General features: G+C 40.5%; 12 protein-coding genes. 2 read left to right on the forward strand and 10 right to left on the reverse strand.

Going from position 1 to position 17,230, the window contains the following annotated elements:
• The first annotated feature begins 123 nt into the window (after nt 1–123).
• Nucleotides 124–3,156: a TonB-dependent receptor gene (locus I6E70_RS18140; protein WP_007585340.1), complete on the forward strand. Its 3,033-nt coding sequence runs from the start codon at nt 124–126 to the stop codon at nt 3,154–3,156.
• 526 nt (nt 3,157–3,682) lie between these two features.
• Nucleotides 3,683–6,646, forward strand: a complete 2,964-nt coding sequence (locus I6E70_RS18145) for a TonB-dependent receptor (protein WP_024591526.1) — start codon at nt 3,683–3,685, stop codon at nt 6,644–6,646.
• A 372-nt stretch (nt 6,647–7,018) separates the two neighbouring features.
• Here I6E70_RS18145 and I6E70_RS18150 read toward each other — a convergent pair whose 3' ends face one another.
• The 10 genes from I6E70_RS18150 to rsxA all read right to left on the reverse strand — a co-directional run bounded on the left by I6E70_RS18150 (nt 7,019) and on the right by rsxA (nt 17,221).
• Entirely contained in the window at nt 7,019–8,929 is a 1,911-nt protein-coding gene (locus I6E70_RS18150; RefSeq protein WP_033027026.1) for an aminotransferase class I/II-fold pyridoxal phosphate-dependent enzyme, read from the reverse strand.
• 294 nt (nt 8,930–9,223) lie between these two features.
• Nucleotides 9,224–9,913 (reverse strand): GGDEF domain-containing protein, encoded by a 690-nt coding sequence (locus tag I6E70_RS18155; protein WP_269435130.1) that lies wholly within the window; start codon nt 9,911–9,913, stop codon nt 9,224–9,226.
• Entirely contained in the window at nt 9,885–10,448 is a 564-nt protein-coding gene (locus I6E70_RS18160; protein WP_154903405.1) for a hypothetical protein, read from the reverse strand. Before I6E70_RS18160 ends, I6E70_RS18155 begins: the two co-directional genes overlap by 29 nt.
• Nucleotides 10,423–11,055 (reverse strand): endonuclease III, encoded by a 633-nt coding sequence (gene nth, locus I6E70_RS18165; protein ID WP_024591503.1) that lies wholly within the window; start codon nt 11,053–11,055, stop codon nt 10,423–10,425. The genes I6E70_RS18160 and nth overlap by 26 nt, the downstream gene beginning before the upstream one ends.
• A gap of 49 nt (nt 11,056–11,104) precedes the next feature.
• Nucleotides 11,105–11,803 (reverse strand): electron transport complex subunit E, encoded by a 699-nt coding sequence (locus tag I6E70_RS18170; RefSeq protein ID WP_010553676.1) that lies wholly within the window; start codon nt 11,801–11,803, stop codon nt 11,105–11,107.
• Nucleotides 11,800–12,441 carry an electron transport complex subunit RsxG gene (gene rsxG, locus I6E70_RS18175; RefSeq protein ID WP_002962266.1) on the reverse strand — a complete coding sequence of 214 codons (642 nt, stop codon included), beginning with the start codon at nt 12,439–12,441 and terminating at the stop codon, nt 11,800–11,802. The genes I6E70_RS18170 and rsxG overlap by 4 nt, the downstream gene beginning before the upstream one ends.
• Nucleotides 12,438–13,496 carry an electron transport complex subunit RsxD gene (rsxD, locus tag I6E70_RS18180; protein WP_002962268.1) on the reverse strand — a complete coding sequence of 353 codons (1,059 nt, stop codon included), beginning with the start codon at nt 13,494–13,496 and terminating at the stop codon, nt 12,438–12,440. The genes rsxG and rsxD overlap by 4 nt, the downstream gene beginning before the upstream one ends.
• Nucleotides 13,493–16,075: an electron transport complex subunit RsxC gene (gene rsxC / locus I6E70_RS18185; protein ID WP_197189336.1), complete on the reverse strand. Its 2,583-nt coding sequence runs from the start codon at nt 16,073–16,075 to the stop codon at nt 13,493–13,495. Before rsxC ends, rsxD begins: the two co-directional genes overlap by 4 nt.
• An 8-nt stretch (nt 16,076–16,083) precedes the next feature.
• Nucleotides 16,084–16,638, reverse strand: coding sequence for an electron transport complex subunit RsxB (gene rsxB, locus I6E70_RS18190; RefSeq protein ID WP_007585357.1), 555 nt, complete (start codon nt 16,636–16,638; stop codon nt 16,084–16,086).
• Between the two features lies 1 nt (nt 16,639).
• The gene (gene rsxA / locus I6E70_RS18195; RefSeq protein ID WP_008172491.1) at nt 16,640–17,221 is read right to left on the reverse strand and encodes an electron transport complex subunit RsxA; all 582 of its coding nucleotides are present in this window, start codon (nt 17,219–17,221) and stop codon (nt 16,640–16,642) included.
• Between the last annotated feature and the right edge of the window lie 9 nt (nt 17,222–17,230).

A 17,230-nucleotide genomic window follows, 5' to 3' on the forward strand; every position in this document is an offset into this window, starting at 1 on the left:
GTCAAATTGGTTGATCATCGTGCTGCGTTTAAGTATATTAACGTCAAAGGTCACATAAAATATACATAAGCATAACAAGCTAACACACTAAAATCACACAACAACAACCAGCGGAGAATTCAAATGTCGTTGAAGTCACGAGATAACAATAATTCTACAACAGGGCAGTTTGCAATGCGCCCAGTTGCAAAATGGGTAAGAACAGCGGTCATCGCAGGTATGGCAAGTTCTTGCGTATTTACAGCAAGCGCACAGGAAGATCAGGGAAAAGCGACAGAAGTTGAAGAAGACGTTGAAATAATTAGTGTTACAGGTACACGTAGAACGATTCAAGACCAAATAGCAATTAAACGTGAAGCAACAACGGTAGTTGATGGCCTGTCATCTGAAGATATTGGTGATTTACCAGCACTGTCTATCGGTGAAGCACTGGAATCAATTACAGGTGCTGCATCTCACCGTGAAAACGGTGGTGCAACAGAAATCACTATTCGTGGTCTTGGTCCATTTTTAAGTGCAACGCATATCAATGGTCGTGAAGCGACTAATGGTAGTGGTGACCGCTCAGTTAACTTTTCGCAGTTTCCGTCTGAACTTGTAAAAAAAGTAGCAATTTATAAAACTCAAGATGCGTCAATGATTGAAGGTGGTGTTGCAGGTGTTATTGCACTTGAAACTATAACTCCACTTGATTTTGGCAAGCAACGTGTATCAGCTGAAGTTAAATTAAACTACAACCCTGATGAAGGTAATGTAGATAACTCACTTCAAAGTGACGCGGGTTACCGTGGCACGTTTAGTTATGTAGACCAGTTTGAATTTGATAACGGCCAAGCCGTTGGTGTGTCTTTTGGTGTACAGCGCCAAGATATCAGCCAACCAGAAGCTGAATACAGAAGCTCTAGCCCATCAGGTTCTTCATTATGGGCGTGTTTAAACGATCCTAATAATACCAATGAAGGTTTTTATCGTAGCAGCGCAGGCGACTGTGAAGACCAAGTTAGTGGCAGTAGCAACCAAGGTTACGATACAGAAATTGATCCTGAAACAGGTAAAGCAGTAAGTGATGGTACTCCTTACGCTTGGACTGGCAGTAGCCGTAGTTACCGCCAAAACGAGACATCAGATGAACGTGATGCAATGTTTTTTGCACTGCAATACCAACCTTCAGCTGATTGGGATGTTAACTTTGATGCACAAATTTCAGATAGAACACAACAAGAAGCACGTCACGATTTAATCTTTTTACAAAAACGTGCTACACCAGGTGTAACCGGTCCAACACTTGTAACTAACGATGTAGGCGGTATTTTACATTGGGAAGGTGAAGAGCGCATTGAATCAGCGGGTGAGCAATTTTCTCGTGAAGAAAACTATCAAGGTTATGGCATAAATATAGAACATACAGTTACCGATAGATTAACTGTTGACTTAGATTTAGCGTATTCAAAAACTGAACGTGAAGAACTTCAAATATCTAACCGTGGTAGAACATCAGGTCGTAATTTCTTTTCTTGGGATATGGGCGATGAGATCCCTCATTTCACACTGACAGATTTTGACGTAACAGATATTTCAAACTTTACAGATAGCCTAAGAACACGACTTGACCGTGAAAATGTTCGTGAAAACGAAGTTATCTCAGCGCGACTAGATTTTGACTATACCTTAGATGGCAATGTTTTCACCAGTATTCAAGGTGGTATTAGAACATCTGAAATGACCTTCCTACAGTATGGTGGTAGCCAAGGTAACGGTTCAAGAAATGAATTTACACTAGACTCTGGTACTGAAGCGCTTGACGTATTACAAGGTTGTCAAATCGATTTCCCTGAATCAGGCTTTTTATCAAGTGTATCTGATGGCGATATCGTAACAAATGTTGATAGTGACGGTAACGTTGTAGATAGCGGTACAGGTTCATCATGGGCTACATACGACAACGTATGTTTCTCACAAGCTGTAGCTGGTTCTAACGCTGATGGTGTGTTTGCTTACCCAGAAGTTGAATATGAAAATGCAGGTACAATTGATGTAACAGAAAAAACAACATCAGTGTACTTAATGGCGAATTACGATACTGAAATGTTTGGTAAATTCATTCGCGGTAACTTTGGTCTTCGTATTGTAGACACAGAAGTAACTTCGATTGGCTTTAGAAATAGCTTTGACGTAGTAACAAGCGACACTGGTGTACTTTCTCTGGTTGAATCTGATAATGGTTCATTGGATAAAATAAAAAGCGGTGGTGACTACACGAAGTATTTACCAAGTTTTAACCTAGTTATTGACTACAGTGAAGATATTTTATTCCGTGCAGGTATATACCGTGGTATGTCACGCGCAGATCCATCTGATTTAGGTTACAGCCGTACATTCCAAGAAGATACAGAAGGTACAGCAACATCAATTAGCGATTTATTAGTGGGTGTAAATGGTTCTGGTAACCCGGACACTCAACCGCTTATGTCGTGGAACTACGATGCTGCGTTTGAATGGTACCCTAACGAAGATTCAATCTTAGCGTTAAGCTTATACTACAAACAGTTCAACGGTGGTTTTCAACAACAAACAGTAATTGAAGATTTTACTGTTGCCGGTGAAACTGTTTCATTACCAATTACTAACTCTGTTACGTCAGACGAGGACAGTGAAATACTAGGCCTAGAAGCTTCATTTTCTTACCGCTGGGATAATGGCATCGGTATGAAATTTGGTTACAACTATGCAGACACTGATTTTGAGTTCCAAGATAGCTTATACGGCGATACGTTTGAGACTGACGTAGATGGTAATACTACACAGTTAACTGACGGTATTATTGAGTCGGCTTCAGTACCTGGTTTCTCAAAGCATGTATTTAGTAGCCAGCTGTACTACCAAATTGGTGGATTTGATACTGCTGTTATTTACAAATATCGTAGTGAGTATTTCCAACCATATACTACAAATGGTACTCGACTTCGTTATGTTGATGGCGTAGGCGTATGGGAAATGCGCGCATCATACAAAATTGATGAGCACTTTAGAGTTAAAGCAGAAGCAATTAACTTGTTCAGCGCACCTAAATCACAAGATTTCTTTGTTGAAGGAAACTTAGGTGAAGTGAATGACTACGGCCCACGCTTATTCTTAGGCTTAAGCTACAAGCTGTAATAATAGTTAAACATTAAATCTCATTAAAAAGGCGGTTTTACCGCCTTTTTTGATCCCTAAATTCTTCAATTTTATATTTTCGATAACACTAACAGACAGTACTAAAAAAAAACTTACTCCAGAATTACGCTACTTGACTAAAAACAATTAAATTGGTTAACCAATAATGCTGTTTATTAAGCACGCCCAACATCATCGGTTTCTCCTGCCTAAATTATTTCATTTTTAAAACGATAACTATTCTAACCTTTGTTATTGACAGCCCTATTTCTAATAGAATTTAAAAACCATAAATAACATCAACTTAAAATGTAAGTTTTGCTTTTAACTTGAAATTTAGTTAGGTTTTTCTATTTTGGTAATAACATATTGCATAATATTTGATCTAAATTCATTACCAAAAGGTTGACCTTTGTAGGTGTGGGTGTAAATATAAAGTTAAGACTTTGTAATAAGAAAGGGCTTTTAATAAAAACAATAAAGTAGCTGGTTAAACATAGCATTTCACACACACAGGAAAAAAACTATGAGTCACAAGTTATCTAAAATTACACTGGCAGTTATATCGGCAACCGCACTTGGTATGTCTTTGTCTACACAGGCGCAAGAAGCTCCAAAAAAAGCTGCAGACGATCTTGAGGTTATCGAGGTTTCAGGTATTCGACAATCGCTTACAAATGCGCTTGCACAAAAGCGTTCAGCAGATAGTCTTGTTGAAATTATCGAGGCTGTAGATATTGGTAAGCTACCAGATCAAAACCTCGCAGAAGTACTCGAAAACGTAACAGGGATTCAAATTACTCGTGAAGCAGGGGTAGGTACGGGTGTTCAAATTCGTGGTACCAATGCCAATCGTACAGAAGTGAACGGCGTATCAACAGTTGGCTCAGGGTCTGGACGAAGTGGCATTAGTTTTGAAGATGTATCAGCTGCAATTATCTCTGGTGTAGAAGTAATTAAGTCACCAGAAGCAAAAACAATCGAAGGCTCTGTGGGCGCAACAATAAACCTTAAAACAATTCGCCCGTTACAGTTAAATGAAACTCTAGGCTCAATTAGAGTCCAAGGTGAAGATAGTAGCTTATCAACAGATGGCGTGACTCCTAGGGTATCGGGTGCTTGGGGTGATAACTGGGAGCTTGATTCGGGCGGTAAGTTTGGTGTTGTATTTAGTGGTAGTTACAGTGAGCAAGACGTAACCGCATTTCGTCCTCGCGCAGATAGAGATAATTCGGTAGCCGCTGATAGTGGTGCTGCAAGTGCACAATCGTTTGATTTTCTACCAGTACAATTTTTAATTCAAGATTACGATAATTACGAATACGAGACAAAAAACTTCGCAGGTACATTTGAATATGCACCAAACGATAATATGAAATTCTTTTTTGATGCAGTTGTTAACGATCAAGAGCGCCGCCAAGAAAGCTCAAGAGTACAAGCATCTGGCCTAAGTGATCTTAGAAATGTATCAATACCGAGTGAATTTGAAACAGTTAATTTTGGTTCACTGGACGGACAAAACCTAGGCAGCATACAAGCGGCCGTAAGAGGCGTAATTCCGGTTGAAGATGGTGGTGGCGATCCTAACTTGCGTTTTTCTAGCGATACTAATTCACGCATCACAAAGAGCAAAATATTTAGAATAGGGGGCGAATGGCAAGGCGATAGATTATTTGCAAGTGTTGAAGCCTCAACCTCTCGTTCTGATTCAACTACACCAAGTTTTAATACAACGCTCAATTTTATAAATCCAAATGTCGCTACTAATTCGTCAAATGAAAACGGTACTCCTTTTGAGTATGATCTTACAGGTGATGCACTTACATTTGGCATTGCAACGGGGGAGGCAAACGCGCCAACAATGGCTCAATTACTCGACCCTGCAAATGTTGTTCTACGTGACGTAAACCAAGGGCAAGATGAGTCAGAAAATACAGAAGATGCGTTTCGTACAGATTTTACATATTACTTAGATGATGTAATAACGTCAGTCGATTTTGGTTACCGCTACAGTAAAACGAGTAGTGTGTCGGATCAAGTTCGCTCTAACGTTGGTTTAAGAAATATGGCTGATAGCCCAACGGGTGATTTATTTGCACAATTATTAACAGCGGGCCCAGATAACTTTAACGATGGTGATGGGCGAGCACTCTATATTCGTGATTTCTTACTTATAAACCCAGAGCTTGCATCCTCTGATCCACAAGCCGTATTAGCAGCGCTTAACCAAGCGATTGAAGCTAATAATGCAATAACGGGTTCTGATCGCGGTCCAATAAGTTCACCAACGTCTCAAGTAAATGCATTTTTTGATATTGAAGAAGAAACACATGCCTTATATGCACAAGCAAATTTTGAGTACGGCATGTTTCGCGGTAACTTTGGCCTACGTTATTTAGAGACTGAAGTTACATCGCTAGGTAACTCTGTTACTCAAGATGGAAGTGGCAACGAACTGGTTACTCAGCTAACGTCAAAAGGTGATTACGATTTCTTTTTACCACGATTTAATTTAGCCGCGAATGTAAGTGAAGATGTGATTGTTCGTTTAGGTTGGTCAAAAGATATTAGACGCCCAGATTTTGATGACCTATCTACATCTGTTACGTTTGGCACCAGCCCTAATAGTGCCGTTTCAATTGGTAATTCAGGCTTAGCGCCAGAAGAAGTAACCTCTTTCGATATATCTACAGATTGGTATTTTGCACCCGCTGCTTTGTTAAGTGTGGGGTACTTTCATAAAACACGTAGCGATTTGCACGTTACACAACAAGTTGACCCATTTGAAGACCCAAGCACAGGCTTTCGCGATACAAATGGTCCAGAGTGTGAAGGCGGCGGCATATTTAATCCAATTGCAGACATAAACGTGTTTGGCCCAGATGCTGGCGTAGGGTTATGTGTTCCTACGCAAACTACTATTAATGATTCAGGTGAAACAACACAGCAAGGTATTGAGCTTGCAGCTCAATACGACTTATCAAGTTTTGAAAAAGAGCTAGGTTGGGCATCAGGTTTTGGTGTGGTTGCTAACTATACCTATCAAGAATTTTCTGGTGGTGAATCATTTGACACTGCAACGAGTCGTGCAAATGCAGTTTTTGCATTAACAACCGGTAACCCGGATGCAGACATAAGTGCTAAGCAATCACTCATTGATCTGTCAGAAAACGCATATAATATTACATTTTACTATGAGAAATACGGTCTATCTGCTCGAGCGCGTTACACGTGGCGCGAAGGGTACCGTTCAACTGACTTTGGTAGCACCTCGAGCTTTCCATGGGGTTTCCCTGTTGTACAAGAAGACAGAGGGCAGCTTAATGCCAGCATAAGTTATGATGTGAACGATCAGCTAAATATCGGTATTGAAGCCGTTAACTTAACTGAATCAGAAGTTAGCCAGTCTTGTGTTAACGAAGGTGCTTTACTTTGTTTCCAAGGTATTACAGACCGCCGTATTACATTTGGCGCTAGCTATAGATTTTAAAAGTTATAGTTAAATCGAGTCTATAAGTGTGTGTATTTAAAGACGCTAAAAGCAAGCCATCTGGCTTGCTTTTTTTTAACTAAAACTAGTTAACATTTATAAAAATGATTTATCCCACTTTGTATTTTACTTCTCAATACTGTTACTGCGGCAATGTCTTGCGGCACTACCACCAGTAATTATACCAACCTGCATAAATCTTTGATCAATTTAACGAATTAAATTGCACTATAACGTCGTTAAAAATTTTTTATTTAGAACAACTAGATACAAAAATTTTTGCCTAGTTCTAGCGTAATTTTCTTAACGTTAAATAGACCCCGTATATAAGCAGATTGGTATTATTATCGAGATAGTATTAAACCAATACCTTTATTTTTTAACCTTACCCTTAAGAACATAAATTTCACCATCGAAACTGCCTTGTATCGTCAGTCCTTGGCTTGCCAACTCTTGTAAATATTCGATATGGTCATTAGTGATATGCTGGCCTGGGACTAAAAGTGGGATACCTGGTGGATATGGAGTAACTAAACCTGCACAAATGCGGTTGTTACTTTTGCTAATAGGCACAGATTCGCGGTCGCCATAAAAAGCATCGCTTGGAATACACGCCAAGTCGATGGCAGGTAAATTTTCAGGTAAGCGAGCTCTGCGCGTCGATTTCGATAGTTTTACCTTACCGCTGTCTAGCTTTTTCAACGCATTGTACAAACGAATTATTTTTGAGCGCGTGCCGCCAAGCGTCAGTAAAACCAAAATGGTGCTGTGTGTGTATTTTTCTATCTCTAGCCCAATTTCATCCAGTAGATATTTATGAATATCTTTTAATGAGTAAGGTAGCTCACTAATATCAATAAGGATTTTTAATGGATCGTGACCCATATTATCACCACTAAAATGCGGGAATATTTCCATGAAGTCTTGCTTAGCTAATACTTTAATTTGCTTAAGCGAGGCCATCTGTTGTTTAAACTCTTCAACATGATTTAGCAGCGCATTGAGTAGCTTATAGCCTTCCATCTCTAATTGCTTTTGGCACACGTCAAGCGATGCAATAAGCTGGTATTTTGGCGATGTACTAGCGTAGATACTATAAATCTCTCGAAAGAAATCGGCATCAAAATCTGGGTCGTTAATATGAATATAAGATGCTTGAGAAAACGCCGATACTACTTTATGCGCCGAATGCGTAATGTAGTCAGCCCCAGCATGTATTGCAGAATAATGACGAAAGCTAGGATGAAACAAAGAGTATGCAAACCAAGCTTCATCTATAAACACTTTAATACCATATTGATGAGCATAATCTACGACTTGTTTTAGGTCGCTAAGTAGGCCATCGTAAGTACAACCGGTAAGCACTAGTAATTTAGCATCAGTATTGTTTTCAATTGCTAATTTGATGTCGGCTAACGACGGTGGCGCGAAAATGCCATATTTTGGATTTAAGATACTCGCCAAATAAATGGGGTAACTAGCTGATTGCAAGATGCCATAGTGTACGGACTTATGGCAATTACGGTCGACAATTACTTTATCTCCCTTGCGCAGCAGTGTCTGCAAGATGATTTTATTTGAGGTAGATGAACCATTTGTAACAAAGTAGGTGTGCTTAACCTCAAACGTAGCCGCGGCTGATTCTTGAGCGCGACCAATGGTATTGGTGCTGTCTGATAATGAACCTAGCGAGTCTACCGAAACCGACAGGTCGCCAACAAATACATTACGGCCGTAAAACTGATAAAAATCTTTGATGTAAGGGGAGTTTCTAAAGCTAGAACCCCCACTATGACCCGGTGTGTGCCAAGAGTCGTTTGCTTCACCGACGTAACGACGATACGCCGTCCAAAATGGCGTTTCAGAGCGGTCGTCAAAATCGTTGATCATATAACCTAAAATCGCTTCTGGGTCAGAAATCACTTCATCTTTAAAAAAGAAAGATTCGATTTCTTCTGATTCGTTTACGATCTCCAGCCCTTTAGTGTCGTCGCCAATAACATAAACCGGTAACTCAAGACGAATTGCCTTTAAATCCTCGATAAAGCGGCTATACATCCGCTCACCCACTTTGTTGTGCATATCCCAGCTTAGAACTACGGCTTGAATATCACCATCTTCCTCTACATGTTCCAACGCGCGTTTAAGCTCAAGGCATTCAATAATATCGATATGAATATCGTCTCGCTCAAAGTTAGGAATGGTCTTTGACAGATTAGTTGAAAGCCCTTGTAAGGTGGCTGGGTCTTGTTCAATTATCAAGATACGAAGTAGAGGTAGCATAGAGGGTTTCGCAATATAATTTTATAATGCTCACTAGCATAACCAAAGGAGTGAGCGTTGTGAAATTAATACTTTGATAATGTTCTATTAATAGTCACATTCTGCGGGTTATCTAAATTAAATTACAAAAATATTGCTAGGCCTTGGGTTAAAAACACGATTCAATTTATTGTTAGTGAGCGTTTAGTTAATGTGACGCAATTTATTAATAATATAGAATCGACTGGCAGCTAAACGATTAGCTATCTTATCACTAGAGTTCGAATAGAAGTGTGCTAGCCAAGGTTTAACCTGTTAGTTATCAAATACGATAACTTGATTTTTACCAGCACTTTTAGCTTGATATAACAGTTTATCTGCGTTTTCATATAACTTTTCAAACTTACAGTGTTTTGTATCGCCTTTATCTACACCAGCACTAATTGTAACTCTTTGCAATTCAGGTGATATATCAGTTAAATTAAGACTCGCAATTGCCTCTACAAGCCGTTGTGAAATTATTTTTACAATTTCAACATCATGGCTAGGAAAGAAAACTACAAACTCTTCTCCGCCATATCGCCCTACAATATCTTTCTCTCTAGTTTGAAATTTTAGAGCATGGGCTACTCTTTGAAGGACTTTGTCACCAGCATTATGTCCAAATTGATCATTGATGAGTTTAAAGTTATCTATATCTGCAATTAGTAAAAAGCCGCTTTGTTTATCTAAGCGTGAAACTTGTTCATGGAAGCCTCTCCTATTTAATACTTTTGTCAAAGGGTCGATTAACGATTCATTAGTGATGGTTATATTTAGTCGTTTTAACCTTTTAATATGTCGAAATGAGAAAAGTAAAATTAGAATGAAAAGGCTAAGATTAATGAACAGAATTATATTTAACCTAATATGATCAGCCGCTTTGTTTTGCCAATCTATTTCGCTTGGAAATGCAAAGCTACTGAATAAAGAAAGGCTAATTAGTGCTAAATTTAAAATATACATTTTTTGATAAAGTAGAAACACAAATTAGGCAACTTATAAATGAATGTAATAATAGACCTTGAATACCAATACTTAAATAGGGCCCAATCATCTTTGCATCAGATACATCTAGCAAAACACCCCATGAAACAACCAGGTATAAAAATCCAATTAAGAGTAGAGATAAAGATATCGTTTCAGGCTTCAACTTAGTTACATACGTTGAAAATAAAATTATAAGAAGTAATGAGCTTATAGAAGATAAAACAGTCATCGGCTCAAACCAAAAACTTGGGGCCTCAATAAAAGAATGATTTTCATTAGCTTCCCAAAACTCAGGAAAGGTCAAAACCTGTAAAAGATCGACATTTGAAAATATGATCAACAGCTCTTCAAATGTTACTCCCGCAACAGACTCGTTAAAAGCAATAAAGGTGATAAAGCCATTTGAAAGCCAGATACAGAAGGCTGAAGTAATTGCTAAAAGCAAATTGTATAATTGAGTTTTACCACTATAGCTTTTCAACTCGTTATTCCGTTTTTTCTTTAAACTCACACAAGTCTTCAATAATACAGCTGCCACATTTAGGTTTACGTGCTACGCAGGTGTAACGTCCGTGAAGAATCAACCAGTGATGCACGTCTACTTTAAATTCTTTTGGTACAACCTTTTCAAGCTTTTGTTCTACAGCAACTACGTCTTTACCCATGGCAAGCTTGGTACGGTTAGATACACGAAATATATGTGTATCCACGGCTATTACAGGCCAGCCAAAGGCTGTGTTGAGTACAACATTAGCGGTTTTACGGCCAACGCCTGGTAGGGCTTCTAGGGCTTCACGATTTTCTGGCACGATGCTGTTATGTTCATCCACCAAAATTTGGCACATTTTGTACACGTTGGCAGCTTTAGAGTTAAATAAGCCGATGGTTTTTATATAATCACGCAGTGTATCGTGACCTATATCTAAAATGGCTTGTGGCGTATTAGCAACAGGGAACAACTTTCGAGTGGCTTTGTTAACGCCTACATCGGTTGCTTGTGCTGAAAGAGTTACTGCTACTAGTAACTCAAATGGGCTTGAATATTCAAGCTCTGTAACTGGGTGCGGGTTATCGTCGCGCAGGCGCGACAGTATTTGGTGACGTTTTTCTTTATTCATGCAACTTAAAACGTATTAGTGCTAATTGTTGCTCTAATACGTTTTCCCCTTAAGTTAAGCTAGTAACACGTGCTCGAGGGCCTTTTTCAGCCTCTGGCGGTGCAATTTGCTTTGATTTTATTTGTGCGTCAATTACGTTTTTAGCAGCAATAAGTAGTCCAAGACCTAAAAAGGCACCCGGTGGTAAAATTGCGAGTAAAAATTGGTTATCAAAATTAAATACTTCTATGCGCAAGCTCTGTGCCCATGGGCCAAGTAATAAGTCAGCACCGTCAAACAGCGTACCTTGGCCGATTAGTTCGCGCATAGTACCTAATACTAATAGTACAGCCATAAAGCCTAAGCCCATCATTAGGCCGTCAAATGCTGATAAATGAACAGGGTTCTTAGAGGCATATGCTTCGGCGCGGCCAATAATGGCGCAGTTAGTTACAATCAACGGAATAAAAATCCCTAATGATTGATATAAACCAAAGGTATAAGCGTTCATGAGTAATTGAACTATTGTTACAAAGCCCGCGATGATCATTACAAATACAGGTATACGAATATCTTTTGGCACCCAGTTACGCACAATTGATACGGTAACATTTGAGCCTATTAGTACGAGTAAAGTTGCTAAGCCTAAACCTAAGGCATTTGTTACAGTTGAGGTAACGGCAAGCAGTGGACATAAACCTAAAAGCTGCACAAGGGCAGGATTATTTACCCATACACCTTCTTTGTATAATGTTTTTAACTCACTCATTTAGCTACCTCCATACATTCGGCATTAGGTGCTGCAAAAATATCATCAAAATTAGTTTGTGCGAACAATACGGCATTTTTAACAGAGCCCACAACAGCACGTGGCGTTATGGTCGCGCCTGTAAATTGATCAAACTGGCCGCCATCTTTTTTTACAGCCCAGCGAGCGTCTTCTTCGCCTTCAACCGTTAAGCTTTTAAATGTTGTGATCCAAAGTGATTTTTTAACTTCTACTTTGTCGCCTAAACCAGGAGTTTCTTCGTGTTTAGTCGTACGCACGCCAGCAATAGTACCATCGCTCAATACAGCTGTTAATAAGTTAATATCGCCACTGTAGCCGTTTGGCGTAACATGCCTAATAACAACAGCGACTGGTTTATTGTTTTTACGAGCACGGTAAATTACTTGGTTTGCGTGTGGGCCTAGTTTTTCGTCAGTAATAATTACGCAATCTTGTGATAATTGATTGTCGTACGATTTTGGGTCGAGCACTTCTTGTAGCTGCGCAGTAAGTTGCAGTTGTTCTTGCTCTGCAATTTTATCAGCAGTAAGTGCATTGATAGAGGCAACTAAGCCCGTTGTTGCTAACGCAAACGCAGTTAAAATAGCACCATTTTTAGCCATTGACGAAATGATCATTTTACTGCTCCATGGCCATAAGTACGTGGCTGTGTGTAGTAGTCTATTAGCGGCACTGCAATATTAATCAATAATACGCTAAATGCGATGGCATCAGGAAAACCACCAAAGGTACGAATTAAATAAATTAGTAAGCCAATTAGCGCGCCATAAATTAAGCGCCCTTTGTTAGTTGTTGCTGCAGATACCGGATCGGTTGCTATAAAAAAGGCCCCCATCATAGTGGCACCACTTAATAAGTGAAATAGGGTGCCCGGCTCTGTACCTGGTGATGCGATATAACCAATAGCACTACATACAGCTAAACTTGCGATAAAACTGACAGGAATATGCCAGTTAATTATTTTTGCTTTTAATAAGTATAAACCACCCACTAAAAAGCCTAAGTTAACCCACACCCAACCAAGGCCAGCCCATTCGTTAAATAATGGCTTTTGCATGCTTTCGGTAACGGTTAAACCGTGTGCTATGTCTGTTTTAACAGTATCCAGCGGTGTTGCCATTGTTAGGCCATCAACCCCTGCACGGACTTGATCTAGGCTAAACCCAGAGGCCGTAAAATCGGTGAATATTAGCCTTAGCTGATCAGCAAAGCCTATTGGCGTATTTATTAAATCGGTAACAGGCAACCATGCGGTCATTTGTACCGGAAACGAAACTAAAAGCAGTACATAAGCCGCCATTGCTGGATTGAATAAGTTAAACCCAAGGCCGCCATAAAGCTGTTTAACTATAACAATAGAAAATAAACAGCCAATAACGATTATCCACCAAGGGGCAAGTGGTGGAATACTCAGTGCCAATAACACGGCAGTAAGCCACGCACTGCCATCACTTAATGCAGGCCAAACAGGGCGCTTTCGTATTAGCATTATTGCAGCTTCAAATACGCTTACAGCAACAAGCGCTAGTACCAGTTGAATAAGTACACCTGTTCCAAAAAAGAAAACTTGAGCAATTAGCCCAGGAATACACGCAGCAATAACGCTAAGCATTAATCGCGTTAACGATTTATGGCTGTGATTATGCGGCGAACTGGCCATGGTTAGTTTCATGACTGATTATTTCCTTCTTTTTGTAACTTTTTAGCTTTTGCTCTCGCAATTGCAGCAGCCACGGCGGCTTTTTTCTTATCGTCGGCTGATTTAGGTTTATCTGCGTTAATAAGAACTGATGAGTCATCGGTGTTACTTTCTGCACTCTTAGGTGCTGCGCTATCAACTTGTAGCTCTTGGGGCTGAGTTTGCTCAGCTTCTTCAAGTGCTTTAGCCGCTTTTTTAGCTTTGGCGCGTGCTATGGCCGCAGCTACCGCTGCTTTTTTATCATCAATGGGTGCATCAGTTTGTGGCTCTTCACTTGTGGTTTGCTCGGCTTCTTCTAGTGCTTTAGCCGCTTTTTTAGCTTTAGCACGAGCTATGGCCGCAGCTACCGCTGCCTTTTTATCATCAACGGGTGCCGCGCTTTGTGGCTCTTCACTCACGGTTTGCTCGGCTTCTTCTAATGCTTTAGCTGCTTTTTTAGCTTTTGCACGAGCAATGGCGGCCGCTACGGCTGCTTTTTTATCATCAGCAGGCGTATCGCTTTGTGGCTCTTCACTCACGGTTTGCTCAGCGCCATCTAATGCTTTAGCCGCTTTTTTAGCTTTAGCACGAGCAATGGCGGCCGCTACCGCTGCTTTTTTGTCATCAACAGGGGAATCAGTTTGTGGCTCTTCACTCACGGTTTGCTCAGCGCCATCTAATGCTTTAGCCGCTTTTTTAGCTTTTGCACGAGCAATGGCCGCCGCTACCGCTGCTTTTTTGTCATCAACAGGGGCATCGCTTTGTGGCTCTTCACTTACTGTTTGTTCAGCGTTATCTAATGCTTGTGCTGCTTTTTTAGCTTTAGCGCGAGCAATGGCTGCAGCGACTGCTGATTTTTTATCATCAACGGGTGCAGTCTCGGCCGATTCATCTGTTTGAGATTTTTGCTCTTTATATTTACGCGCTTGTTCTTTACGTAGTGCGCGCTCTTTTGCTACTTCGCTGTTGTCAGGTTCTAATTCAGCAGATTGATCGCCTAGCTTTTTAGCTTTAGCGCGTGCAATAGCGGCTGCAACCGCTGATTTTTCATCGCCGTTATCTGATTTATTTTTAACGCGGGCTAGTGCCTCTGCTACTTTTTGTTTTTCGTCAGCAGATTTAGCGGCAGGTTTGCGTTTATGGCGGTTTTGACGTTCTTCTTGCTCGCGATCTAAACGCTCTTTTCGTGCATCAAAACGCTCTTTTGCTCTGTCGGCTTTAATTTTGTCAGCTTGTTGTTCTTTAATTTCAACTTTGGCTATACGGTAGTACTGCACAAGAGGGATTTCACTTGGGCACACATATGCACAAGCACCACACTCAATACAGTCAAATAAATTGTGCTCTTGTAGTTTGTCGTACTCTTTTGATTTAGCAAACCACTGCAATTGCTGTGGTAATAAAGAAGCAGGGCAGGCATCAGCACAGGCGCTACAACGTATACAGGCTTTTTCAGGGCCGGGCTCCGCAAGCTCTTTATGATCAGGCGCTAAAATACAGTTAGTTGTTTTAACTATGCCAATACGTACTGTGGGTAGCGTAAAGCCCATCATTGGGCCGCCCATTACAACACTTTGCTGCGGTACAGGCGAGAAACCTTGGCAATCAAGTAAATGCTTTATTTCAGTGCCAAGTAGTGCCCATACATTCCCAGGCTTATGAATAGTGTTACCTGTTACCGTAACTATACGTTCAATGAGTGGTTTACCTTCATAAACGGCTTGTTGTACGGCAAACAAAGTCCCGGTGTTATGCACTAAAATACCAATATCGGCAGGAATACCAATGCTAGGAACTTCACGGTTAGTAAGTAATTTAATTAATTGCTTTTCACCACCAGATGGGTAAATAGTTGGCACCGTTTGAATAATGATTTTTGAGTTATGCTCAGCTGCTTGCTTCATTGCTGCAATAGCTTCAGGCTTATTATCTTCTATACCCACAATGCACAGTGTTGGGTTTAAAAGTTGCTGCATTATTTCAATGCCTTGGATAACTTCTTTAGCGTGTTCGCGCATTAAAACGTCATCGGCAGTAATATAAGGTTCGCACTCAACAGCATTTACAATCAAAAATTCGATAGGTTGCTTGGTATCCGCTTTTACATAAGTAGGAAAACCAGCACCACCCATACCGCTAATACCGGCTTGGTGAATAATATTTATCAGCTCATCATGACTAAGCTCAGCAGGATTTTTATTTTTATTTAGAGCTACCCATTCGTCTTTGCCGTCTGGTTCAATAATAACACTTAGTTCAGGTAGGGCCGATGGGTGTGCTGATGGCATAGGTGCAATATCAGTAACCACACCAGAGCTTGGCGCATGCACAGGTACCGACCAGTTAGCAGCAGGCGCTGTAAGTGGTTGGCCTTTTAAGACGTGTTGGCCTTTTTCTACAAGTAACTTACCATTTGCGCCTATGTGCTGCTTAAGCGCAACAATGAGTTTGTCGGGCAAAGGTAGGCGAGTGATACTCGCACTATTAGAGAGTGATTTTTGTTGTGGTGGGTGTATGCCGCCAGGAAATGCCCACACGGTGCCTTTTTTTATTTGTTCAAGTAACTTGTCCACTCAAACCTCTAATCTATTTGTGTAACAGGAATAGCATCTAGCTGCCATTTCCAGTTTTGTTTAGTTTCGGCTACAGGTAGCATATCAATGCAATCTACAGGGCAAGGCTCAACACATAAATCACAGCCAGTACATTCATCAATTAATACAGTGTGCATTTGACGAGTAGCGCCCAAAATAGCGTCAACCGGGCAGGCTTGAATACATTTGGTACAGCCGATACATTCATCTTCGCGAATATAAGCCACTGTTTTTATAGGTTCTGCTTGCTCGCCACCGGCAAGTGGTTTTTCATCAACACCCATTAAGCCGGCAAGCTTTTTCATGGTTGATTCGCCGCCCGGTGGGCATTTATTTATTTCATCGCCATTGGCTATGGCTTCGGCGTAAGGGCGACAACCCGGGTAGCCACATTGTCCGCATTGAGTTTGCGGCAAAATAGTATCAATTTGCTCAACAATAGGGTTACCTTCAACGCGAAAGCGAATTGCTGCAAACCCTAAAATAAGTCCAAAAATGAGTGCTAGCGAACCAATCGCTATCAAGGCATAAAACAAGGTCATATTAAAACTTCACTAATCCAGTAAAACCCATAAACGCCATCGACATTAAGCCTGCAGTGATCATTGCAATAGAGGCGCCTTTAAAAGGCGTAGGAACGTCAGCAGCGGCTAAACGCTCTCGTAGTGCTGCAAACAATACAAGCACTAAAGAAAAACCAACCGCAGCACCAAAACCATACACTGCAGATTGTAAAAACGAATGATCTTCTTTGATATTTAATAAAGCCACACCTAATACCGCACAGTTAGTGGTGATCAGCGGTAAAAATATGCCTAATAAACGATATAGAGTAGGGCTTGTTTTACGCACAACCATTTCGGTAAATTGCACTACAACGGCAATCACTAAAATAAAGCTCATGGTGCGTAAAAAGGCGATATCCAGAGGGATTAAAATATATTGATTAACTAAATAGCTAGTTACAGAGGCAAGGGTAAGCACAAACGTGGTTGCCAAAGACATACCAATCGCCGTATCAAGCTTACCTGATACGCCCATAAACGGACATAAGCCTAAAAATTGTACTAATACAAAGTTATTAACCAGAACGGTTCCAATCAATAACAAGACATATTCTGTCATGTGTGCCTC

It is taken from the genome of Pseudoalteromonas sp. NGC95, from assembly GCF_015864705.1.
Taxonomy (GTDB): domain Bacteria; phylum Pseudomonadota; class Gammaproteobacteria; order Enterobacterales; family Alteromonadaceae; genus Pseudoalteromonas; species Pseudoalteromonas arctica.